Source organism: Acidovorax sp. ST3, assembly GCF_003231145.1.
In the GTDB taxonomy this organism is placed as follows: domain Bacteria; phylum Pseudomonadota; class Gammaproteobacteria; order Burkholderiales; family Burkholderiaceae_C; genus Acidovorax.
In genome coordinates this window covers 391,590-412,137 of record NZ_QKVP01000002.1, presented here as the reverse complement: position 1 = coordinate 412,137, position 20,548 = coordinate 391,590, and the positions used below count along the sequence as shown (strand labels likewise).

20 protein-coding genes are annotated in these 20,548 nt (G+C 62.9%); 11 read left to right on the top strand and 9 right to left on the bottom strand.

Translation table 11 applies throughout. The features are described 5' to 3' along the window. Positions 1-97: 97 nt before the first annotated feature. Together DNK89_RS06785 and DNK89_RS06780 are read left to right on the top strand one after the other, a co-directional pair. A complete protein-coding gene (locus tag DNK89_RS06785; RefSeq protein ID WP_015013100.1) occupies positions 98-745 on the top strand; it encodes a DUF47 domain-containing protein in 648 nt (215 codons plus the stop codon). Positions 746-764: 19 nt separating this feature from the next. Further along, positions 765-1,775 carry an inorganic phosphate transporter gene (locus tag DNK89_RS06780; protein WP_056747483.1) on the top strand — a complete coding sequence of 337 codons (1,011 nt, stop codon included), beginning with the start codon at positions 765-767 and terminating at the stop codon, positions 1,773-1,775. A 127-nt stretch (positions 1,776-1,902) separates the two neighbouring features. On the opposite strand, the gene DNK89_RS06775 is transcribed toward DNK89_RS06780, so the two are convergent. Both DNK89_RS06775 and DNK89_RS06770 read right to left on the bottom strand, forming a co-directional pair. Further along, positions 1,903-2,349: a TM2 domain-containing protein gene (locus tag DNK89_RS06775; RefSeq protein ID WP_110959458.1), complete on the bottom strand. Its 447-nt coding sequence runs from the start codon at positions 2,347-2,349 to the stop codon at positions 1,903-1,905. A 14-nt stretch (positions 2,350-2,363) separates the two neighbouring features. Then, entirely contained in the window at positions 2,364-2,885 is a 522-nt protein-coding gene (locus DNK89_RS06770) for a GNAT family N-acetyltransferase (protein WP_015013103.1), read from the bottom strand. Between the two features lie 144 nt (positions 2,886-3,029). On the opposite strand from DNK89_RS06770, the gene rpsP reads away from it, so the two are divergent. The 6 genes from rpsP (at position 3,030) to DNK89_RS06740 (ending at position 7,088) form a co-directional block, all read left to right on the top strand. Then, complete coding sequence (rpsP, locus tag DNK89_RS06765) at positions 3,030-3,281, top strand: 30S ribosomal protein S16 (protein ID WP_015013104.1); 252 nt, start codon at positions 3,030-3,032, stop codon at positions 3,279-3,281. A 74-nt stretch (positions 3,282-3,355) separates the two neighbouring features. Further along, on the top strand, positions 3,356-3,928 hold the full coding sequence (rimM, locus tag DNK89_RS06760) for a ribosome maturation factor RimM (protein WP_015013105.1): 573 nt from the start codon (positions 3,356-3,358) through the stop codon (positions 3,926-3,928). Positions 3,929-3,957: 29 nt separating this feature from the next. Beyond that, positions 3,958-4,716, top strand: a complete 759-nt coding sequence (gene trmD / locus DNK89_RS06755) for a tRNA (guanosine(37)-N1)-methyltransferase TrmD (protein WP_110959457.1) — start codon at positions 3,958-3,960, stop codon at positions 4,714-4,716. Positions 4,717-4,844: 128 nt separating this feature from the next. Next, positions 4,845-5,228: a 50S ribosomal protein L19 gene (gene rplS, locus DNK89_RS06750; protein ID WP_060986900.1), complete on the top strand. Its 384-nt coding sequence runs from the start codon at positions 4,845-4,847 to the stop codon at positions 5,226-5,228. 96 nt (positions 5,229-5,324) lie between these two features. Then, complete coding sequence (locus tag DNK89_RS06745; protein WP_238990714.1) at positions 5,325-6,044, top strand: CoA pyrophosphatase; 720 nt, start codon at positions 5,325-5,327, stop codon at positions 6,042-6,044. Positions 6,045-6,101: 57 nt separating this feature from the next. Continuing rightward, positions 6,102-7,088, top strand: a complete 987-nt coding sequence (locus DNK89_RS06740) for a CobD/CbiB family protein (RefSeq protein WP_015013109.1) — start codon at positions 6,102-6,104, stop codon at positions 7,086-7,088. 49 nt (positions 7,089-7,137) lie between these two features. On the opposite strand, the gene rsgA is transcribed toward DNK89_RS06740, so the two are convergent. Genes rsgA through DNK89_RS06725 form a run of 3 tightly spaced genes read right to left on the bottom strand, consistent with a single transcriptional unit; the run spans position 7,138 to position 9,737 of the window. Further along, complete coding sequence (gene rsgA / locus DNK89_RS06735) at positions 7,138-8,082, bottom strand: ribosome small subunit-dependent GTPase A (protein WP_110959456.1); 945 nt, start codon at positions 8,080-8,082, stop codon at positions 7,138-7,140. Between the two features lie 12 nt (positions 8,083-8,094). After that, positions 8,095-8,433, bottom strand: a complete 339-nt coding sequence (locus DNK89_RS06730) for a 4a-hydroxytetrahydrobiopterin dehydratase (RefSeq protein WP_060986897.1) — start codon at positions 8,431-8,433, stop codon at positions 8,095-8,097. Then, positions 8,430-9,737, bottom strand: coding sequence for a M48 family metallopeptidase (locus tag DNK89_RS06725; RefSeq protein ID WP_110959831.1), 1,308 nt, complete (start codon positions 9,735-9,737; stop codon positions 8,430-8,432). The genes DNK89_RS06730 and DNK89_RS06725 overlap by 4 nt, the downstream gene beginning before the upstream one ends. A 37-nt stretch (positions 9,738-9,774) precedes the next feature. On the opposite strand from DNK89_RS06725, the gene orn reads away from it, so the two are divergent. From orn to DNK89_RS06710, 3 genes are all read left to right on the top strand, one after another. Next, positions 9,775-10,368, top strand: a complete 594-nt coding sequence (orn, locus tag DNK89_RS06720; protein ID WP_043566178.1) for an oligoribonuclease — start codon at positions 9,775-9,777, stop codon at positions 10,366-10,368. Between the two features lie 388 nt (positions 10,369-10,756). Further along, the gene (locus DNK89_RS06715; protein WP_110959455.1) at positions 10,757-12,628 is read left to right on the top strand and encodes a DEAD/DEAH box helicase; all 1,872 of its coding nucleotides are present in this window, start codon (positions 10,757-10,759) and stop codon (positions 12,626-12,628) included. Positions 12,629-12,778: 150 nt separating this feature from the next. Beyond that, the gene (locus DNK89_RS06710) at positions 12,779-14,251 is read left to right on the top strand and encodes a GGDEF domain-containing protein (protein ID WP_203422216.1); all 1,473 of its coding nucleotides are present in this window, start codon (positions 12,779-12,781) and stop codon (positions 14,249-14,251) included. A gap of 12 nt (positions 14,252-14,263) precedes the next feature. Here DNK89_RS06710 and DNK89_RS06705 read toward each other — a convergent pair whose 3' ends face one another. The 4 genes from DNK89_RS06705 to bcsQ form a co-directional block, all read right to left on the bottom strand. After that, a complete protein-coding gene (locus DNK89_RS06705) occupies positions 14,264-15,496 on the bottom strand; it encodes a multidrug effflux MFS transporter (RefSeq protein ID WP_110959453.1) in 1,233 nt (410 codons plus the stop codon). A gap of 171 nt (positions 15,497-15,667) precedes the next feature. Beyond that, the gene (gene bcsG, locus DNK89_RS06700; RefSeq protein ID WP_110959452.1) at positions 15,668-17,245 is read right to left on the bottom strand and encodes a cellulose biosynthesis protein BcsG; all 1,578 of its coding nucleotides are present in this window, start codon (positions 17,243-17,245) and stop codon (positions 15,668-15,670) included. Then, positions 17,242-19,437, bottom strand: coding sequence for a UDP-forming cellulose synthase catalytic subunit (gene bcsA, locus DNK89_RS06695; RefSeq protein WP_370220871.1), 2,196 nt, complete (start codon positions 19,435-19,437; stop codon positions 17,242-17,244). Before bcsA ends, bcsG begins: the two co-directional genes overlap by 4 nt. Before the next feature lie 311 nt (positions 19,438-19,748). Continuing rightward, on the bottom strand, positions 19,749-20,540 hold the full coding sequence (gene bcsQ, locus DNK89_RS06690; RefSeq protein WP_110959450.1) for a cellulose biosynthesis protein BcsQ: 792 nt from the start codon (positions 20,538-20,540) through the stop codon (positions 19,749-19,751). Positions 20,541-20,548 lie beyond the last annotated feature (8 nt).

Here is a 20,548-nt window from a genome sequence, read left to right as displayed (position 1 = left end):
GCAGGGCGCACGGTTAAACTCGCCGGGTCACGAAAGCGTCATGGTTTTGTCATGGCGCAGCCTTTTCTCACCATTCGTTCCCGATCCAGGAGTCTCCATGCTGTTTGCCAAGCTGTTGCCACGCGAAGGCAATTTTTTCGAAATGTTCAACCAGCATGCGGACCGCATCGTCGAGGCGGCCCGGGCCTTCTCGCAACTGGTGGCCAACTACAGCGACCCGCACCTGCGCGACAAATACAACCAGGACGTGGACAACGCCGAGCGTGCTGCCGACCGCGTGACGCACGAGGTGAACAAGGCCATCCACAAGACCTTCATCACCCCCATCGACCGTGAGCAGATCCACACGCTGATCAACACCATGGACGACGTGGCCGACCTGATCCAGGACTCGGCCGAGACCATGGCGCTGTACGACGTGCGCCACATGACGGAAGAAATCACCCGCCTCACGGACCTGAGCCTCAAGTGCTGCGAGCGCCTGCGCGATGCCGTCAAGCTGCTGGAGAAGATCGCCGACCCGGCCGTGGCCGAGGCTGCGCTCAAGACCTGCGAGGAGATCGACAAGCTCGAATCCGACGCGGACCGCGTGATGCGCAGCGCCATGAGCAAGCTGTTCCGCGAGGAGCCCGATGTGCGCGAGGTGATCAAGCTCAAGGCCATCTACGAGCTGCTGGAGACCATCACCGACAAGTGCGAGGACGTGGCCAACTGCATCGAGGGCATCGTCCTCGAAAACTCCTGAACCCCGCAGGCTGACCAGTATGGAAACCGTACAGACGGCCCTCTGGGTTGTGGTTCTGCTTGTGGCCCTGGCGATCCTGTTCGACTTCATGAACGGGTTCCACGACGCGGCTAATTCGATCGCTACGGTGGTCTCCACCGGCGTGCTCAAACCGGCGCAGGCGGTGCTGTTTGCCGCCTTCTTCAACTTTGTGGCGATCTTCGTCTTTCACCTCAGCGTGGCGGCGACGGTGGGCAAGGGCATTGTGCAGCCGGGCATTGTGGATACGCACGTGGTGTTTGGCGCCCTGGTGGGCGCGATCACCTGGAACGTGATCACCTGGTACTACGGCATTCCCAGCAGCTCCTCGCACGCCCTCATCGGTGGCATCGTGGGTGCGGTAATTGCCAAAGCTGGTGCGGGGGCGCTGATCTCGGCAGGCATCCTCAAGACCGTGGCGTTCATCTTCGTGTCGCCACTGCTGGGTTTTGCGCTGGGTTCGCTCATGATGGTGGCGGTGGCCTGGATCTTCCGGCGCACGCGCCCCAGCAAGGTGGACAAATGGTTCCGCCGGCTGCAGCTGGTGTCTGCCGGCGCCTACAGCTTGGGGCACGGCGGCAATGATGCGCAAAAGACCATCGGCATCATCTGGCTGCTGCTGATTGCCACGGGGTACTCGTCGGCGTCTGATGCCTCGCCCCCCACCTGGGCCATCATCAGCTGCTACGTGGCCATTGGCCTCGGGACCATGTTTGGCGGCTGGCGCATTGTGAAGACCATGGGCCAGAAGATCACCAAGCTCAAGCCGGTGGGCGGCTTCTGTGCCGAAACGGGCGGGGCGCTGACCTTGTTCCTGGCCACCACGCTGGGCATTCCGGTCTCCACCACGCACACCATCACGGGCGCCATCGTCGGTGTCGGCTCCACCCAGCGTGCCAGCGCCGTGCGCTGGGGCGTGGCGGGCAACATCATCTGGGCGTGGATATTGACCATTCCCGCCAGTGCGTTTGTGGCCGCCGTCGCCTACTGGATCAGCCTGCAGCTGTTCTGATGGGCGATATGCCCAGGTGCTTCTGATTGCTATTAAATAGATAGCTTTCAGGGCAAGCAGCACTAGCGCAAAAGCCCCATTGAATGCGAATTCAATGGGGCTTTTTGTTTGGGTGCCTGTCGGCAGATCACTGAGAGATCTTGCGCGCTTCCTCGATCTGGTATTCAAAGTACCGCTGAAAACTGAACGCCAGGCTGGCCATCAGCACCGTGGTGCCAATCAGCAGCGACACCACGATGGCGCCCACGGTGATCCATTGCGTCCTGCCCGGCGCGGCGTCGGGTACGGCACTGGGGTTGTAGCGCGCATTCCAGGCCTCGGGGGTCATCAGTGCGTACAGGATGGCACGGAGCGCGCAGGCGGCAATCGTGAAGCCCAGCAGCGGAATCAGTACCCAACTGGAGTGGTCATCCTGGCCGAGTTGCTGCACGCGCTGGATGCCATAGATGCCCAGCGCCGTGGGAATGGGCAGCAGCCAGCCGAGCATGTCGGACAGGCCATGCAGATAGAAGCGGTGCAGGCCCAGCGGCCCGCCCACAAAGGCGAGCCAGGCCGCCACGGTCTTGTTTTTCATGGGAGCGGCGTGCGTTATTCGGGGGAGGTGGTGTCGCCCGCGCCCAGGGTCTTTTCCATGAGCACGATGTCGCGCCAGGCGCCAAACTTCCAGCCCACCGAGCGCATGATGCCCACATCGGTAAAGCCCAGTGCCCGGTGCACGCCGATGGAGCCCGCGTTGGCCGAGTCGCCAATCACCGCCAGCAGCTTGCGCACGCCCACGGCCTCGGCCTGCACGGCCAGCTCGGCCAGCAGCTTGCGGCCCAGGCCCATGCCACGGGCGCTGTCGGCCACGTAGATCGAGTCCTCGGCCGAGAAACGGTAGGCCGGACGGGGCTTGAACCAGTTGGCATAGGCAAAGCCCAGCACCTGTCCATCCTGCTCGGCCACCAGCCAGGGCAGCCCGCGCGCCAGCACGTCAGCGCGGCGGCCTGCCATGTCGGCTTCGGAGGGGGGATCGATCTCGAACGTGCCCGTGCCGTGGAGCACATGGTGTTGATAAATGGCGGTAATGGCGGGGATATCGCTGTCGGTGCTGGGGCGGATGGTGGACATTGGAACAAATAGATATAATCGCGGGCTTTGCAGCGTGTCGCTGGCCGGGTGGCCATGTCGCGTGTCTCAAGCGTTGCGAATATGGTTGCGAACACTGTGGCTTACGGCAAATGTTGCCGGAGTTCACCACCCGAAGGATAAATCATGGTCGTCATTCGACTCTCCCGCGGCGGCTCCAAGGGCCGTCCTTTCTTCAACATCGTCGTTGCTGACAAGCGCGTGCGCCGTGACGGCCGCTTCATCGAGCGCATCGGCTTCTACAACCCCACCGCCAAGGAATCCGAAGAAGGCCTGCGCATCGTGCAAGACCGTCTGGCTTACTGGGTGGGCGTGGGCGCCCAGTCCTCCCCCACGGTGGACCGCCTGATCAAGCAAGCCGCCAAGAAGGCTGCTTAAAGCTCCCCGAAAAGGGCGGGTTCCGTCGGCTGGTCTGGCGGAACCCGCCCTTTTCTCATTCTGGATTCACTGCCATGGCCACCACACCGCTGACCCTCGAACCCGCAGAACTGCCTGCTGACGCCGTTGAAGTAGGGCGCATTGCAGATGCCTGGGGCGTCAAGGGCTGGTTCAAGGTGCTGCCGCACAGCAGCAATCCCGAGGCACTTTTTTCGTCCAAACGCTGGTACCTGCAGCCGTCCGAGCGTGGGGCCAAGACCTTCAACGGTACCGTGCTGCTGCCCATCCGCCAGGCCAAGGACCATTCGGACTCCGTGGTGGCCTGGGCGCAGGGCATTGACGACCGCAACGGCGCAGAGGCGTTGCGGGGCGCACGGATTTTTGTGCCGCGTTCCAGTTTTCCATCCACTTCGGATGACGAGTATTACTGGGTCGATCTGATCGGCCTGTCGGTATTCAACCGCGAAGGCGTGGCGCTGGGCCAGGTGCGCGAGCTGATGTCCACCGGACCCCAGACCGTGCTGGTACTGGCTTACGAGCAGGATGGCAAGGCGCAGGAGCGCATGATCCCGTTTGTCTCGGCCTTTGTGGACAAGGTGGACCTGGCCGAGAAGCGCATCACCGTCGACTGGCAGCCCGACTACTGACAGGTGCTCCCCGAGCCGCGCCGCGCACCATGCGCTTTGACATCATCACCCTTTTCCCTGAGCTGTTTGCCCCCTTTCTGGCAAGCGGCGTGACCCGACGCGCCTATGCCAGCGGCCAGGTCGATGTGCGTCTGTGGAACCCCCGGGACTACGCCGACGGCAACTACCGCCGGGTGGATGACCGACCGTTTGGCGGCGGCCCGGGCATGGTGATGATGGCCGAACCCCTGGCGCGCTGCCTCGCGGCCATCCGGGCAGAGCGGGGTGAGCCCGAGGAGGCTCAGGCGCCGCTGGTGCTTTTCTCTCCCATCGGCGAGTCGTTGAACCACGCCGCTGTGGAGCGCTGGTCTGCCAGCGAGGGGGCGGTGTTGCTGTGTGGCCGCTACGAAGGCATTGACCAGCGGTTCATCGATGCGCATGTGACTGTGCAGATGAGCCTGGGCGACTTCGTGCTCTCGGGGGGCGAGATTGCCGCCATGGCCTTGCTGGACGCCGTGGCGCGCTTGCAGCCTGGCGTGCTCAATGACGAGGGCAGCCACCAGCTCGACAGTTTCAATCCCGCGCTGGACGGCTTGCTGGACTGCCCACACTACACGCGGCCGGAAGAGTGGGCAGGGCAGCAGGTGCCTCCCGCCCTTCTGTCGGGACACCACGCGCAGATCGAGCGCTGGCGGCGCGACCAGCGCTTGGCCATCACGGCCCGCCACCGGCCCGATCTCATCGACGCCGCGCGCCAGGCAGGGCGTTTGGCACCCGCCGATGAGGCGGTATTGGCCAAGCTCGGCTGAATTGCTATAATCAAAGGCTTTTCGATCCTCTGGCCGGCCGTTTTGTCCGGGAGTTCTCCCGCAAAACACTGAGACGTCAATCCCGACGCAGCCATTTTTGGCGCGGACAAGATCACTAGGAAACTCACATGAACCTGATCCAGACCCTGGAAGCGGAAGAAATCGCCCGCTTGAACAAGTCCATCCCCGAATTCGCCCCTGGTGACACCGTCATCGTGAGCGTGAACGTGGTGGAAGGTAACCGCAAGCGCGTGCAGGCTTACGAAGGTGTGGTGATTGCCAAGCGCAATCGCGGCCTGAACAGCGGCTTCACCGTGCGCAAGATCTCCAGCGGTGAAGGCGTGGAACGTACGTTCCAGACCTACAGCCCGCTGATCGCCAGCATTGAAGTCAAGCGCCGTGGTGACGTGCGCCGTGCCAAGCTGTACTACCTGCGTGATCGCAGCGGTAAGTCGGCACGTATCAAGGAAAAGCTGCCTTCGCGCGTCAAGGCTGCTGCCACCGCCGCTTAATCCAAGCAAGGCGAGGGCCTGTCCTGACAAGCCGCTACAGCGTCAGCCTGTAGCGGCTTTTTGTTTTTTGTCTGTCGACAACCTGTTCCGCTAGTTGTGAACCCTCCTTCTCCTCCCGCCGTCTCATCGGTCATCGCGCCTCTGTCGAGCCTGCCCGACTTTGACCCCCGCATGGTGCCGGTGGTCGGGGTGGATGCGCACCTGCCTGCCGTGCCCCTGGCGGCGCAGACGCCCGATGCACTGCGTGCGCGTTTTGCGCAGCCGCCCCAGTGGGAGCCGGAGGTGGTGCTGGAAAAGAAGTTCATGAATCGCGAGCCAGCCCATGCGTCCGTGTTGCTGGCCATCGTGTTGCGCGAGCAACCCATGGTGCTGCTGACGGAGCGCACTGCACATCTGTCCACCCATTCCGGGCAGGTCGCCTTTCCGGGGGGGCGCGCCGATCCGGAAGACGCCAGCCCGGCCGACACCGCCTTGCGCGAAGCACAGGAAGAGGTGGGGCTCGACCGTGCGTTTGTCGAGGTGCTGGGAACCTTGCCCACCTATGTGACCGGCTCATCGTTCATCATCACCCCCGTGGTCGCTCTGGTGCAGCCGGATTGCGTGCTGCAGCCCAACCCGTATGAAGTGGCCGACCTGTTCGAGGTGCCCCTGGCCTTCTTGCTGGACCCGGCCCATCACCGTCGCCACGTGTTTGATCGCGATGGCGTGCACCGCGAGTGGTTCTCCATGCCCTACGAGCAGGGTGGCAAAACCCATTTCATCTGGGGTGCCACGGCGGGCATGCTGCGTAATTTCTACCGCTTCATGCAGGCCTGAAGCTGCCGTGCGCGCAATGGGGTGCACCAGGGCGAAGCGCCAGTATCATTGCCCTCCATGAGTTTCTTCGCCATCCTGTTCGCTCTGCTGATCGAGCAGGCACGTCCCCTGGCCCGCAGCAATCCCATCCATGCGGGGCTGCGTGCGTGGGCGCTGTCCGTGAGCCGCAATTTCGACGCGGGCAAATCGCACCACGGCTGGGTGGCGTGGAGCCTCGCAGTGCTTGTTCCTGCACTGGTCACGCTGGCCATCCACTGGCTGCTGTTGTGGGGGCTGGGCTGGCCGTTTGCAGTGCTCTGGAGTGTGGCGGTGCTGTATGTCACGCTGGGCTTTCGGCAGTTCAGCCACCACTTCACTGGCATCCGCGATGCGCTGGAGGAGGGGGACGAAGATGCGGCCCGCGAGCGCCTCGCGCACTGGCAGCAGGTCGATGTGGGCGCGCTGCCGCGCAGCGAGATCGTGCGCCATGTGATTGAGTATTCGGTGCTGGCCGCCCACCGGCACGTGTTTGGCGTGCTGGCCTGGTTCTCGGTGCTGGCCGCGCTGGGGCTGGGGCCAACGGGAGCGGTGCTGTATCGCCTGGCTGAATTTGTCTCCCGCTACTGGCACTACAAGCAGCGTACCGGTGCACTGCCAGCCAGCGAATCCCTGCAGCAGGCCTCGGCACAGGCCTGGACCGCCATCGATTGGTTGCCAGCGCGGCTCACGGCGCTGAGTTTTGCGGTGGTGGGCAGCTTTGAAGAAGCGATTGAAGGTTGGCGTTTTCACGCACAGCGGTTTCCGAACGACAACGATGGTGTGGTGCTTGCTGCGACAGCGGGGGCCATCAATGTGCGCCTGGGCGGTGAGGCGCTGAAGGCGCGCACCGAGCTGCATGCTCCGCAGGGCCTGGAGATCGATGCCGACATGGGCGACAGCGACTCCACCCCTGGCCGCGAGCCCGAAGTGGGCCACCTGCGCAGTGTGGTCGGCCTGGTGTGGCGCTCGGTGGTTGTCTGGATGCTGTTGCTGGCATTGCTCACGCTGGCGCGTTTGCTGGGCTAGCGGGTTCAGGCCTGGGAGCGCTGCGTTGAGTAGCGCTTCGGGGGTGGCATCAATAGCGGGTGTGGCTCAGCTCTTCAAATAGATCGCTATATATTTTGTAGCGAGAAGGGCTTATTCTACCAGCGCTTGGGCCATTTTTTACGGCATCCAGCACGCCGCAGCCCGGCTCGTGCAGGTGGGTGCAGTTGTAGAACTTGCAGGCCGTCGCGTGTTCGGCGATGTCGGGCATACAGGCGGCCAGCTGCATGGGGGCGATATGGTGGAGCCCGAATTCCTGGAACCCCGGCGAGTCGATCAGTGCCGTGGTGCGTGCCGCATCCATCCAGTACCAGTGGGTGCTGGTGGTGGTGTGTTTGCCCGAGTTCAGCGCCTGCGAGATTTCGCCGGTCAGCACAGAAGCGCCGGGCACCAGCAGGTTGATCAGCGTGCTCTTTCCGGATCCCGACGGGCCCAGCACCAGCGTGGTCTTGCCTTGCAGGTGTTCCATCAGCAGTGCGCGGTCCACGTCGCTGGACAGCGCCAGAGACAGCGGCAGCACCCCGTAGTGTTTGCCTGCGCCCATGTGCCGGTAGGGCAGCAGGCGCTCCCATGCGCGGGCAAAGGGTTCGACCAGATCACTCTTGTTGAGGGCGATGATGGGTTTGATGCCTTCGGCTTCGGCCGCAATCAGTGCGCGTGCCAACTGGCTTTCCGAGAACACCGGCTCTGCTGCAATCAGGATGAGCACCTGGTCCAGGTTGGCGGCAAACGACTTGGTGCGGATCTCGTCCTGGCGGTAAAAGAGGTTGCGCCGCTCCTTGACCTTTTCGATGGTGCCTTCTTCGCCTTGGCCAGGCGGCGGTGCCTGCCACAGCACATGGTCGCCCACCACCGCCTGATTCTTTTTGCCGCGGGGGTGGCAGATGCGGCGCGCGCCGTCCGGGGTCTCGACCATGCAGTGGCGCCCATGGCTGGCCACCACGGTACCTTCCATGAGGGCGCTGCGCTCAGCCATGGTGGGCCTGTGTCACAGCGCGACCAGCGCGTCGAACTGTGTGGCGCACTCGAAGTCGGTGCTGGAGATGCCGTGCACGTCGTGCGTGTTCAGCCGTACCACGCAGCGGTTGTAATGCACCGACAGGTCGGGGTGGTGGTCTTGCGCGTTGGCAATGAACGCCAGCGCGTTCACGAACGAGATGGTCTCGTAGTAATTGGCAAAGTGGTAGGTCTTTTCGATGGCGACGTTGGCGCCGTCGCCGCTGAGGCTCCAGCCTTCCAGCTTGGCCAGGTTTGCTACGACTTCTGTAGCTGTCAGGGCACGGCGGGTCAGCGTAGACCAGTCTTTTTTCTTCAACATCGTAGTCATGGATGAGCAGGGGTTTGCATGCGCGCCAGCCGTTCGGTGGCCGGTGGATGCGAGTAATAAAACTTCACGTACACCGGATCGGGTGTGAGCGTGGAGGCGTTGTCTTCGTACAGCTTGAGCAGGGCCGACGACAGATCGGCGCCGCTGGCTTGGGCCACGGCATACGCATCCGCCTGGAACTCGTGGCGGCGCGATTGCTGTGAGAACAGCGGCGAGATGAAAAATGTGAAGACCGGGACGACCAGCATGAACAGCAGCAACGCCAGCGCGTCATTGGGGGCTGCTGCCGCGGCCGGGTCTAGCGAGATATTGGGGCGCACGCCCAGCCCGGTGTAGAACCAGACCTGGGTGGAGAGCCAGCCCAGCAGTGCAAAGCCGGCCAGACTCAGCGCAAACATCATCGCGACGCGCTGGACGATGTGGCGGTGCTTGAAGTGGCCCAGCTCATGGGCCAGGACGGCTTCGACCTCGCCGGGGGCCAGCTGGCGCAGCAGGGTGTCATAGAACACCACGCGCTTGGCGGCACCAAAGCCCGTGAAGTAGGCGTTGGCGTGGGCGCTGCGGCGGCTGCCGTCCATCACAAACAGGCCCTTGGCCGAGAAGCCGCAGCGCTGCATGAGTGCCGTCACGCGGGCTTTGAGCGATTCATCTTCGAGTGGCTGGAACTTGTTGAACAGCGGTGCGATGAAGGTGGGGTAGATCACCATCAGCAGCAGGTTGAAACCCATCCAGAAGCACCAGGCCCACAGCCACCACAGCGGGCCTGCAGCGCCCATCAGCCAGAGGATCAGTGCGGCAATCGGCAGCCCGATGATGGCGCCCACCAGCAGGCCCTTGAGGGCATCCGCCAGCCACAGGCGCCAAGTCATTTTGTTGAAGCCAAACCGTTCTTCCACCACGAAGGTCTGGTACAGCGACAGGGGCAGGTCGATCAGTCCGCTGATGGCAGCAAAGGCCACCAGCAATGCCATCTGTTGCCACATGCCGCCACCCAGCGCGCCAAGCAGCGCCTGGTTCAGTGCATCCAGGCCGCCCAGCAAGGTCCAGCCCAGCAGCACTGCCGCGCCCAGCGCCATCTCCAGCATGCCCAGGCGGGCTTTGGTGATGGTGTAGTCAGCCGCCTTCTGGTGTGCGGCCAGCGCGATGCGTTCGGCAAACGGGGCGGGAACTGCAGTGCGGTGGCGGGTGACATGCCGGACCTGGCGTGTCGCCAGCCAGAACTTGAGGGCCAGGCCCAGCAGCAGCGCGGCGGCAAAGGCCAGGGTGAGCAGCAAAGAGGGAGAAATGTCGTCAGAGGTTGGCATGTGCGGCGAGTTTAGGCCATCGGCGACAATGCGCGCCATGTCAGAAGCCAACAACCCCACCCCTGCCACGCTTGCCAAATCCGACCAGAACCTGGTCTGGCTGGACTGTGAAATGACCGGCCTGGAGCCCGACACCGACCGCCTGCTGGAGATTGCTGTGGTCGTGACCGGCCCGAGCCTCGAACCCCGCGTTGAAGGCCCCGTGTTTGCCATTCACCAGTCGGACGAATTGCTGAACAAGATGGATGCCTGGAACAAGGGAACGCACGGCCGCAGTGGCCTGATCGACAAGGTGAAGGCGTCCACGGTGACGGAGGAGGAAGCGGAGCAGAAGATCCTCGCCTTCCTGGCCCAGTACGTGCCCAAGGGCACTGCGCCCATGTGCGGCAACAGCATTGGCCAGGACCGGCGTTTCCTGGTGCGCTACATGCCCAAGCTCGAAAAGTTCTTTCACTACCGCAACGTGGATGTGAGCACGCTCAAGGAACTGGCCAAGCGCTGGAAGCCCGAGGCCTACACCAGCTTCAAGAAGGCGCAAAAACACACGGCGCTGGCGGATGTGCATGAGTCCATCGACGAACTTGCACACTACCGCCAGCACCTGTTGGCGGTGGAGGTGAAAGCGCCTTGAGTTGCCAACCCTCCTCCGGTGCGAGGAGGCGCAAGAATCCCTCGAGGCGCCGATCTCAACGGGCTTGCTTCGCTTGGGGCGAGGATCGAATTCTTCGTATTCGGAAGCCTCCTCTAGCGAGGCACAGGGACGGGGGTTGCGGGGAAACCCTTAACCGTGCGATAATCTATAGCTGCGCAGGAAATCCTCGCAGTTTGTGCATCTCCCCTCACACACCGGGCTTGCCAGCCGACTGTCTTCGACAGTGCAGGACTAGCGAACAACGCCCACCCGCACCGGCCTCTACCGAGAGAGCCAACGCAGGTTTCGTTTGATGGTTGATGTTTTTTAACCATTGACGAAGCCCCTCGCAGGCGCTGCCTGCGATCGTCTTCGTGAGAGAAAAATCATGACCGACACCTCTTTGGTGCAGGGCGAATTCGCGCCTGCCGATACTTCCTTTGCTGCCGACGTTTCCGTGCAGTCTTCCCCTCTGGACGCCGTGATCGCATCTGCCATTGAGGCCGATGCCGCTGTGACCGCCGAACCCAACGGTTTTGTGGAGCTGGGCCTGGCGCCTGAACTCGTTCAGGCGGTGGCTGACCTGGGCTACACGCAGCCCACGGGCGTTCAGCTCAAGGCCATTCCCCTGGCCATGGGAAGCGGCAACGACTCCACCAAGTTCATCGACCTGATGGTTTCCAGCCAGACCGGCTCGGGCAAGACAGCTGCATTCCTGTTGCCCGTGCTGCACACCCTGATCAAGCAGCAGGCCGCCGCCGAAGCCGAAGAACGCGCCGCTTTCGAGCGCGCTGTTGCAGAGGCTGCCGCACGTGGCGAACCTGCCCCCAAGCGCGCCAAGCGCAAGGACCCCACCAGCTCGCGCAACTTCAAGGCAGCGACCCCTGGCGCGCTGATTCTGTGCCCCACGCGTGAACTGGCGCAGCAAGTTGCGCACGACGCGATCGACCTGGTCAAGCATTGCCGCGGCCTGCGCGTGGCCAACGTCGTTGGTGGCATGCCTTACCAACTGCAGATTGCCAAGTTGCAGAACGCCAACCTCGTGGTGGCAACCCCTGGCCGCCTGCTGGACCTGCAGCGCTCGATGCAGATCAAGCTCGACAAGGTGCAGTTCCTGGTGGTGGACGAAGCCGACCGCATGCTCGATCTGGGCTTCTCGGACGACTTGGCAGAACTGAACCAGCTGACCAGCCAGCGTAAGCAGACCATGATGTTCAGCGCGACTTTTGCCCCGCGCATTCAGCAACTGGCCATGCGTGTGATGCACGACGGTGGTTCGTCGGTGCAAAAGGTGACCATCGATTCTCCGCAAGAGAAGCACGCCAACATCAAGCAGGTGCTGTACTGGGCTGACAACGCCCAGCACAAGCGCAAGATGCTCGACCACTGGTTGCGTGACACCACGATCAATCAGGCTATCGTCTTTGCCAGCACCCAAGTGGAGTGCGATGGTCTGGCCAACGACCTGCAGCAAGACGGTTTCTCCGCCGTGGCGCTGCATGGCGCCCTGAGCCAGGGCCTGCGCAACCGCCGCCTGATGGCGCTGCGCGCGGGTCAGGTGCAGATCCTGGTGGCGACCGATGTGGCTGCCCGTGGCATCGACGTGCCCACCATTACCCACGTGTTCAACTTCGGCCTGCCCATGAAGGCTGAGGATTACACCCACCGCATCGGCCGTACTGGCCGTGCGGGCCGCGATGGCTTGGCCGTCACGTTTGCCGAGTTCCGCGATCGCCGCAAGATCTACGACATTGAGTCGTACAGCCGCCAGCAGTTCAAGGCCGAAGTGATTCCGGGCATGGAGCCTTCTCAGCGCGCCCCGCAGGCGCCTCGCGGTGGGGACTTTGGTGGTGGCCGTGGCCGCTCGTATGACAACCGCGACAACCCATCGCGTGGCCGTTTCGGTGGTCCCGCACGCGGTGGCAACGACCGTGGTGGTTTCGGTGGTGGCTTTGGCGGCGGTTTTGCCGGCCGTGACAATCGCGGCACACCTGCCCGTGGTGAAGGCAGCGGTTTTGCAGGCCGCGACGATCGCGGCGGTGATCGTGGTTTTGCCCCACGCCGTGACAGCGAGGGTTATGGTCGCAAGCCTGGTTTTGGCGACACAGGCCGTGGTGGCTTTGCTCCCCGTAGCGATGCGGGTGCACCGCGCGGTGATTTCGCACCCCGCAAGCCCGCGTTTGCCAAGCCTGCGGGTGGTGGCGGCAAGCCTTTCGTGGCCCACGACGCCCGCAAGCGTCCAGCTCGCCCGGCTCGCTGAGCGTTGAGGGTTATTGGCGCTAGTTAGCTAGTGCCGCTCCTGTTGCAAAGGCTGGTACCGCAAGGTGCCGGCCTTTTTTCATGGTGGCGGCCCGGTGTGTCGCAGAGGCGGCGGGCGGCTCGTCAATAATGGCCTCCGGAGGAATCTGCTGTGTCGTCTTCTTTATCTTCGGGTGCGGACTTTGAGCACATGTTCGGGCTGGCGCCGGTGTCACTCTGGCTGGAGGACTACAGCGCGCTCAAGCAGCTTTTTGATCAGTGGCGTGCCGAAGGCGTGACCGACATCCGCCAGTTCCTGGCCCAGGACCCGGCCCGCCTGAGGGCTTGCAGTGCCGCCCTCAAAGTGCTCAAGGTGAATCAGCGCACGCTGGATCTGTTTGCCGCCGAGAGCCAGCAGGTCCTGGAAGCCAACCTGGACAAGGTGTTTCGGGACGACATGCACGACGCGGTGGCGCATGAGCTGTCGCAGTTGTGGGATGGGCAACTGGAGTTTTCCAACCAGACCGTGAACTACGCGCTCGACGGTCGACGGCTGGATGTGCAGATCCGTGCGCGCATCCTGCCCGGCTACGAGGACAACTGGAGTCGTGTGTTGGTGTCACTGGAGGATGTGACGGCCACCGTGCGCGCAGGGGCGGAGCTGCGCCGCAGCGAGCGCTACGCTCGCGACCTGTTCGAACATTCGCCCGTGTCCTTGTGGGTGGAGGACTTCAGCGCGGTCAAGAGCCTGCTTGATGGTGTGCGTGCGCAGGGCATCGACGATTTCAAGACATTCATTCGGGTGCATCCCGAGTTCGTGACACGCTGCATGCACGAAATCCGGGTGATTGACGTGAACCAGCAGACCCTGCGCATGTTCGGCGCAGAGAGCAAGGAGATGCTGCTGAACAACATTGGCAGGGTGTTTCGCGGGGAGATGCACGAGTCCTTTGCGGAGCAGTTGCTGGACCTGTGGGAGGGCAAGACCTTCCAGCAGCGCGAAGTGGTCAACTACGCACTGTCTGGCGATGCGGTGCATATCCACATGCAATTCTCGGTGCTGGCCGATCACATGAGCGACTGGGGGCTGGTGCTCCTGTCGCTGGTGGACATCACGGCGCGCAAGAAGGCTGAGGCCTATCTGGAGTACCTGGGCAAGCACGATGTACTCACGCAGTTGCGCAACCGCGCCTTTTACGCCGAGGAACTCAACCGCCTGACCCGCAAGGGCCCTTGGCCTTTGTCCATCATCGCCATCGACCTCAATGGGCTTAAGGTGGTGAACGACGAGCAGGGCCATGCGGCGGGAGACTCCATGCTGCGCCGCGTTGGCGAGGTCTTGGCCAAGGCTGTGGATGCACCGGCCTGTGCAGCACGCATTGGCGGCGACGAGTTCACGGTGTTGTTGCCCGGTACGGATGAGCGCGGAGCCATGGCCCTGCAGGAACGCATCTTGTCGATGCTCGAACTCAACAACCAGTTCTACCCTGGCCAGCACCTCAGCCTGGCCATGGGAATCGCCTGTTGCCAGTCGGGCGATGCGGTGGAGGCTGCAATCCACCGTGCAGACCAGGCGATGTACGCGGAAAAGAACCGCTACTACCAGCAAAAGAACGTGGACCGGCGGCAGTCTGGCAGTCCTTGATCCGCAGCTGGATCAGAGGTGGACCGGGGTGCGGCCGATCTCGGGCCAGCGATGGTGCAGAAAGATCCACGACAGCATGCCAATGCACAACATCAGCAGCGATGACAGTGCCAGCAAAACCGTGGAATGCATCACCAGCGGCGCAATGAGGCCCGCCACCAGCCCATTGGCCGTTGAACCGACAAACGCCTGCATGGACGAGGCCATGCCTCGCCGCTCGGGGTAGAGGTCCAGCACCAGCAGCGTCACCACGGGCACCATCAGCGCCCAGCCAAAAGAAAAGATCGCAATGGGTGCGAGTGCCCACCAGGCGTGGGCGGTGAACAGGAGATTGGCGCCCAGGTTCAACACGGCCACCGAAAACATGATGACGAACCCGTGGCGGATCTGGCGCTTGGGCGGAATGCGTCCCGCCAGCCTTCCGCTGAGCCATGCACCGCCCATGATCCCTGAAATGGTGAGCACAAAAAACCAGAAAAACTGTGTCGGTGCCAGCGACAGGTGCTCCCCCAGAAACGCGGGGGCCGACAGCACGTACAGGAACATGCCATTGAAGGGAACGCCGCTGGCCAGTGCCAGCAGCACGAAGCGTGCACTGGTGCCCAGCTGCATGTAGCCCCGCATCAGGTGGCGCACATGAAAGGGCTGGCGCTGCTCCACATGGAGGGTCTCTGGCAGCAGCCGGAAGTTGGCAATCCACAGGGCAATGCCTACCAGAGTCAGGAACCAGAAAATGCTGTGCCAACTCGCATGGACAAACAGCCAACCACCAATGATGGGAGCAATCGCCGGAGCCACCCCAAAGTAGATGGTCACCTGGCTCATGACCTTCTGGGCCTGTGCCGGGGGAAACATGTCGCGGATCACCGCACGCGAGACCACGATGCCTGCTCCCGTGGACAAACCTTGCAGCGCGCGGAAAAAGACCAGTTGCCCAATCGTTTGTGACAGGGCGCATCCGGCGGAGGCGAGCGTGAACACGGCAATGCCCCACAAGATCACGGGCCTGCGCCCGAAGCTGTCCGCCAGCGCGCCATGGAACAGGCTCATGAATGCAAAGCCGAAAAGGTAGGCCGACAGCGTCTGCTGCATCTCCACCGGCGTGGCTCCCAGCGCCGCGGCGATGCCTGAGAACGCGGGGATGTAGGTGTCGATGGAGAAAGGCCCGAGCATGCCCAGCACAGCCAGCAGGATCGCGAGCGCCCAGCGGGGTGCTTTCCAGAGCAGATGGGCTTGAGGATTCATGGATGGAGACCGATGGAGTTGCAGACGCGCGGAAGGACATCACACCGCCGTGCCATTGCGGGATGGCGCGGAGGGCGGATGGATTATGCGGGACGCACTTGGGCGTCTGTGAAAGAGGGGCACCGTCGCGCAACCCCCTGGTCACGCCCCTTCGGCTTCAAGCCAACGCCTTCAGTAGTTGTAGGGAACCCATTCGCCGTTCCCCGAGCGCATCAGGTACTTGCCTTCCATGTCGCGCATCACGATCACATCGGCGTTCTCTGAAACAAACGGGGTAGTGACCGGTGTCGCGAGCCGCTCTGCCAGAGGGCGTGCGGAGTTGGCGTAAGGGTTGTCGCGAATCAGATCGCCCAGCAAGGTGTACAAGCCCAGATAGCTCATCGGCTGGTTCACGACAAGGGGACCGGGAGGAGGGGATGCGTCTGATACCTTCATGCCCACCAGCTTCACCGCAGCCGGGACAAGGGTGATGCGGGGGCCGGGAATCTCCCGCATGCCCGACATCTGGATCTTGTCTCCGCGCAGCGACGCCCCATGCTCGGGAACCAGCATCACGACAACGGGGCGTCCAGATGACTCCAGCTCAGAGATGAACTTGTCGAAGTCGGCGAGCAGTTGCACCAGGCGGGGCTTGAACGTCTCCAGGCTGTTGCGTGAAGCCATGCCCGGTACGCGATTGCCATCGTGCAGCGAGATGGTGTTGTAGTACAGCGCTACCGGTCCGGTACTGCGGTCAGTGCTGCGCTTCTTCCACCACTGCGCCAGCAGGGCATGGTCGTTGTAGATGGGCGAGCCATCAAAATTCTGCATGTGGACGGGTGCCCCCTGGTTGGATTGCAGCTTGCCCCCAAGACCTCCGCGTTGCTCCAGCGCATGCGCAAACTCTTCATACACCCCGTCGTGGTTGAGCAGCGCGGCGGTCTGGTAGCCCACTTTCTCCAGGTTGGGGAACACATAACACTGCGGATCGATGCCCTCGTACAGCTTGGTGTGCGGTGTTTGTCCGCAGGTGCCGTGCAATACCCGCAGCGAGGCCGGCCCGCTGTAGCTGGCGGCACTGTTGAAGTTCGTGAACAGCACATCAAAGCGCTTGAGGAACGGGTTGTCGCGCTGTCCTACAAAGTCCATGTCGTCCCATGAGAGGGAACAGACGTGCAGCAAGATGATGTCGAACGCGGGTGGTCCGTTGGGCGCGGTGAACTGAACGCGCCGCTGGCTTTCGCTGGCATAAAAGCGTTGCAGCAGGGCGTCTGGTGACGTGTCCTGACTGTCGTTGGGCGCAGCAGCCGAATTCGATCCATTGGCTGCAGCCATGGTGGTTTGGGATGTGGCTGCCTGCTCCTGCAAGGCCGCGACCACCGGCACGCTCAACAACGCCAGCAATGCAAAGGTTCCTGCACGCACCCTCCGGGCCAGTGCCGAATAAAGCACGATACCGGCCAATCCCACCAGCAGCATTTCAGGGTTGAACACCCGCTGGGCGAGTTCCAGCCAGTAGTCTGCGCTGAAACCGCTCAGCGCTTTGAGCTGTGACAGCACGCGCGCCGGGCTGGGGAGGTATGAGTCGGCATACAGCAATGCGATGGCTGCCGGTATGGCGATGGCCGTGCGTGCACGTCGCCACCCGTTGTGCGCAATGGGGGGCAGCATGGACGCCCACAACAGCAGGTTCAGCCACCAGTTCAGGCCGATGTAGCCACCAAAGTACAAACCTACTTTGGCAAGGAAAATCAGGTGCCAGAAGCTCATGCCGACAGCCTTTCTTGCCCGCGCTGCTTGCGAAGGGGCCATCGGCTGCGTGCCGATTCCACCAGCGAAGCCCAGAACTTACGGTAGCCCAGAACACCCAGCTGCGCGATTTCCTGCAGGCCATGCAAAGGCCGGTCGGTATCGTGGCTGTCGTTCCATTGCGTCCAGGTGTCGGGGCGGGCAAAGGTGCACTGCACCAGGTCGATTTGTTGTTCGCGCGTCATGGGGTCAAACTGAAAACCGGTGGCGCTCTGGCCCCTGTGCAGCATCACCGTGGCGGGAAAGACGCATTCCGAATCGTTGCGCCACAGTCCTACCTGCACCTTGTCTCCTACGGCCAGCGGTATGCCTTCAGGCAACTGCAGGCCCACACCGGTCATGGAAAAGTCGATACAAACGGCCCGTAGCACTGTCCCATCGTCCAGGTATAAGGTCGCAGGCAATCGCGTGGCCACGCGGTGCATGCGCCGCACCTGGCGGGCCTCGGACGCCACACCCAATGCAGCACCTAGCATGAGGATGCTGTAGACCGTCCACAGCAGGTTGAGGAGCACGGTGGCGGTTTCCTCGGTGTTCCAGAAGAACAGGCGCAACAGGCCCATGCCAAAGGCCGCAAAGTTAAGCAGAACCAGGATGGTGTAAGGGCGGGAGATCACCCAGTCGAAATACGGCTCATCCACCAGCCCGCCCTTGGCTGTCACGTTGAACTTACCCAAGCGCGGGTTGATCAACGCCACCGTGGTGGGCAGGGCCACATACCAGGCCAACACCGTCTCGTAGACCTCCGCCCAGAAGGTGTGCCGGTGCTCGCCTTGCACATGCGCATTGGCAATGTTGGACTGCAGGATGTACGGCAGCACGTACAGCGCAATCATGATGGCGCCCGCATTGATGATGTGCCATTCAAAGAACAGGAAGGCCATGGGCGCGGTGAGGAACACCAGCCGTGGCAGCCCGAAGAAGAAGTGCACCATGGCATTGGCATAGCAGATGCGCTGCCACAGCGTGAGGCCCTTGCCCAGGAAGGGGTTGTCCACGCGGAAGATTTGCGCCATGCCGCGCGCCCAGCGGATGCGTTGGCCCACGTGTGCCGACAGGCTTTCCGTGGCCAGACCGGCGGCCTGCGTCTCGTTGATGTAAGCCGTGGTGTAACCGCGCCGGTGCAGCTTGAGGGCGGTGTGCGCATCCTCGGTCACTGTTTCCACGGCGATGCCGCCCACTTCCAGCAAAGGTCCGCGCCGAATCACCGCGCAGGAGCCGCAGAAGAACGTGGCGTTCCAGAAGTCATTGCCATCCTGGATCAGTCCGTAGAACAACGCACCCTCGTTGGGTACACGGCGGAAGGTGCCCAGGTTGCGCTCAAACGGGTCGGGCGAGAAGAAGTGGTGCGGCGTTTGCAGCATGGCGCACTTCGGGTCGCGCTGGAACCAGCCCACGGCCGTGGTCAGAAAAGAGCGTGTGGGGATGTGGTCGCAATCGAAAATGGCGATCAGCTCACCATCGGTTTTGCCCAGTGCATGATTCAGGTTACCGGCCTTGGCGTGATTGTTGTCGGGCCGCACGATATAGCCAACGCCCATGGATTCGGCGAATGCAAGGAATTCCTCGCGCCGTCCGTCGTCCAGGATGAAGACCTTGACCTTGTCTTGGGGCCAGTCCAGCGCCATCGAGGCGAGCACCGTGGTGCGCACGACGCTCAACGGCTCGTTGTAGGTGGGGATATACACATCCACGGTGGGCCAAGACGCGGGCGTACCTTGCAGTTCCGCCGGACGGCGGTGCAGGGGCCAGGCCGTCTGTATGAAGCCCAGTACCACCACCAGCCAGGTGTAGGCCTCTGCCGCCAGCAGGCCATAGCCCAGGAAGGACTCGATGACCGAGTCGAATTCAATCGACGAAGTCAGGCGCCACCAGGCGTAGCGCCCCATGGCCAGCAGGCTGATGGCTGCAAGCGCCAGCGATGGATAGCGGCCTGGCAGGCGCCGGAGCACCAGGGAAAGCCCCCAGCAGAGCAGCATGAACAACAGTTGCCCAAACCAGTTGAATGGGGTGGTCATAACGACCAGACCGGTAACCGCCCCAATCGCCAGGATCACCCAGCGCAGACCCGGAATCTCCAAGGCCGGTGTGAGCCACTGGTCTGCCAGCCGCATGCCCTTGCCCACGTTGACGTGGGTGGCCAGGCGGTCCATGGCCCGCAGGAAAAGCCGGATCGGCCAGAAAAGCAGATTCAGTGCGAGTGCCACCCCCCTCCAGAGCCAGCGCATCGCCCAGCCGAGGCCTGCCCATAGACCCCGCACTGGACGCAGCAACCAAGGGCGTAAAGCGCGCTGCGGCGAGGGCGGCAGCACAAAGCAGCGCCACAGCCACATCCACCAGGGAGCACCAGGCTCAATCTCCAACCAGACTCGGAGCCATCCCAGCACTTGGTGGGCAGGTGCTTGTACACCCGTTCGCTCAGGGGACGGCGTGGGCGTCGTGATGCTGCAAGGGGGTTGATCCGTCATGGTGCCGCCACTTCCGTCGCGGGCGAAGGCTGCGCCTGCACGGGAGACACTGCCGACAGCCAATGGAAAATGCCCTGGAGATCGTGTGCCGACTGTGCATGGGGGGCCACGCTGTTCACGGACTGCGATGCCGCCAGCGCACGCGAGAGGTTCTCGTCTTCGTGCACCGTGTACGGTAGTAACTGGCTTCCCCACTGCTGGCGCAGAGTGGTGAGTGCTTCCCGGTGTGAGGCGCGGCGCGGGTCGAAACGTGTGACTGCGATGCCCTGCGCGTTGGGTGCTGCCGGCGATGCCTGCAGCATGGCGCGCACGGTGTCCATGCTGGCACATCCGCGTGCAGACGCTTCCATGGCCACCAACACTGCATCCGCGCAGCGCAGCGCTGCCTGGGCCAGTGGCGAAGGCCATTGCGGTGTATCCAGCAGCACCGTGCAATCCTCCGGGATATCGAGCAGTGCCAACTGGTCTTGCAGCCACTGCGGGTTGGCCGCCAGCAGTTGGTGGAGTGTGGTGATGGTGTCCGGCGCCGCCGGGCCAAAGGGGAGAACGCCGACGCCGTCGGTGTTGTCAAAGCTGCCATCCGCCCACCATGAGCCCGTGGCCGCAAGTGCTGCCCACCCCTGGCTGGCGGGATGTGGCATCCCCAGGTGCATGCCCAGCAGATTCTGAGAACAGAGTTCTATGGCCAAGGTGGACTGACCTTGCCGGGCACCCAACGATGCCAGGTGTGCAACCAGGGTGGTACGCCCGGACCCGCCGAGGTGCGAAACGACAGCAATCACGCGCATGCAAACTC

What these genes read in the sequence shown, in the direction of transcription:
- DNK89_RS06785 (WP_015013100.1), top strand. Translation starts at nt 98, where the DNA reads ATGCTGTTTGCCAAGCTGTTGCCACGCGAAGGCAATTTTTTCGAAATG.
- DNK89_RS06780 (WP_056747483.1), top strand. Translation starts at nt 765, where the DNA reads ATGGAAACCGTACAGACGGCCCTCTGGGTTGTGGTTCTGCTTGTGGCC.
- DNK89_RS06775 (WP_110959458.1), bottom strand. Translation starts at nt 2,349, where the DNA reads ATGAAAAACAAGACCGTGGCGGCCTGGCTCGCCTTTGTGGGCGGGCCG.
- DNK89_RS06770 (WP_015013103.1), bottom strand. Translation starts at nt 2,885, where the DNA reads ATGTCCACCATCCGCCCCAGCACCGACAGCGATATCCCCGCCATTACC.
- rpsP (WP_015013104.1), top strand. Translation starts at nt 3,030, where the DNA reads ATGGTCGTCATTCGACTCTCCCGCGGCGGCTCCAAGGGCCGTCCTTTC.
- rimM (WP_015013105.1), top strand. Translation starts at nt 3,356, where the DNA reads ATGGCCACCACACCGCTGACCCTCGAACCCGCAGAACTGCCTGCTGAC.
- trmD (WP_110959457.1), top strand. Translation starts at nt 3,958, where the DNA reads ATGCGCTTTGACATCATCACCCTTTTCCCTGAGCTGTTTGCCCCCTTT.
- rplS (WP_060986900.1), top strand. Translation starts at nt 4,845, where the DNA reads ATGAACCTGATCCAGACCCTGGAAGCGGAAGAAATCGCCCGCTTGAAC.
- DNK89_RS06740 (WP_015013109.1), top strand. Translation starts at nt 6,102, where the DNA reads ATGAGTTTCTTCGCCATCCTGTTCGCTCTGCTGATCGAGCAGGCACGT.
- rsgA (WP_110959456.1), bottom strand. Translation starts at nt 8,082, where the DNA reads ATGGCTGAGCGCAGCGCCCTCATGGAAGGTACCGTGGTGGCCAGCCAT.
- DNK89_RS06730 (WP_060986897.1), bottom strand. Translation starts at nt 8,433, where the DNA reads ATGACTACGATGTTGAAGAAAAAAGACTGGTCTACGCTGACCCGCCGT.
- DNK89_RS06725 (WP_110959831.1), bottom strand. Translation starts at nt 9,737, where the DNA reads ATGCCAACCTCTGACGACATTTCTCCCTCTTTGCTGCTCACCCTGGCC.
- orn (WP_043566178.1), top strand. Translation starts at nt 9,775, where the DNA reads ATGTCAGAAGCCAACAACCCCACCCCTGCCACGCTTGCCAAATCCGAC.
- DNK89_RS06715 (WP_110959455.1), top strand. Translation starts at nt 10,757, where the DNA reads ATGACCGACACCTCTTTGGTGCAGGGCGAATTCGCGCCTGCCGATACT.
- DNK89_RS06705 (WP_110959453.1), bottom strand. Translation starts at nt 15,496, where the DNA reads ATGAATCCTCAAGCCCATCTGCTCTGGAAAGCACCCCGCTGGGCGCTC.
- bcsG (WP_110959452.1), bottom strand. Translation starts at nt 17,245, where the DNA reads ATGAGCTTCTGGCACCTGATTTTCCTTGCCAAAGTAGGTTTGTACTTT.
- bcsA (WP_370220871.1), bottom strand. Translation starts at nt 19,437, where the DNA reads ATGGACCGCCTGGCCACCCACGTCAACGTGGGCAAGGGCATGCGGCTG.
- bcsQ (WP_110959450.1), bottom strand. Translation starts at nt 20,540, where the DNA reads ATGCGCGTGATTGCTGTCGTTTCGCACCTCGGCGGGTCCGGGCGTACC.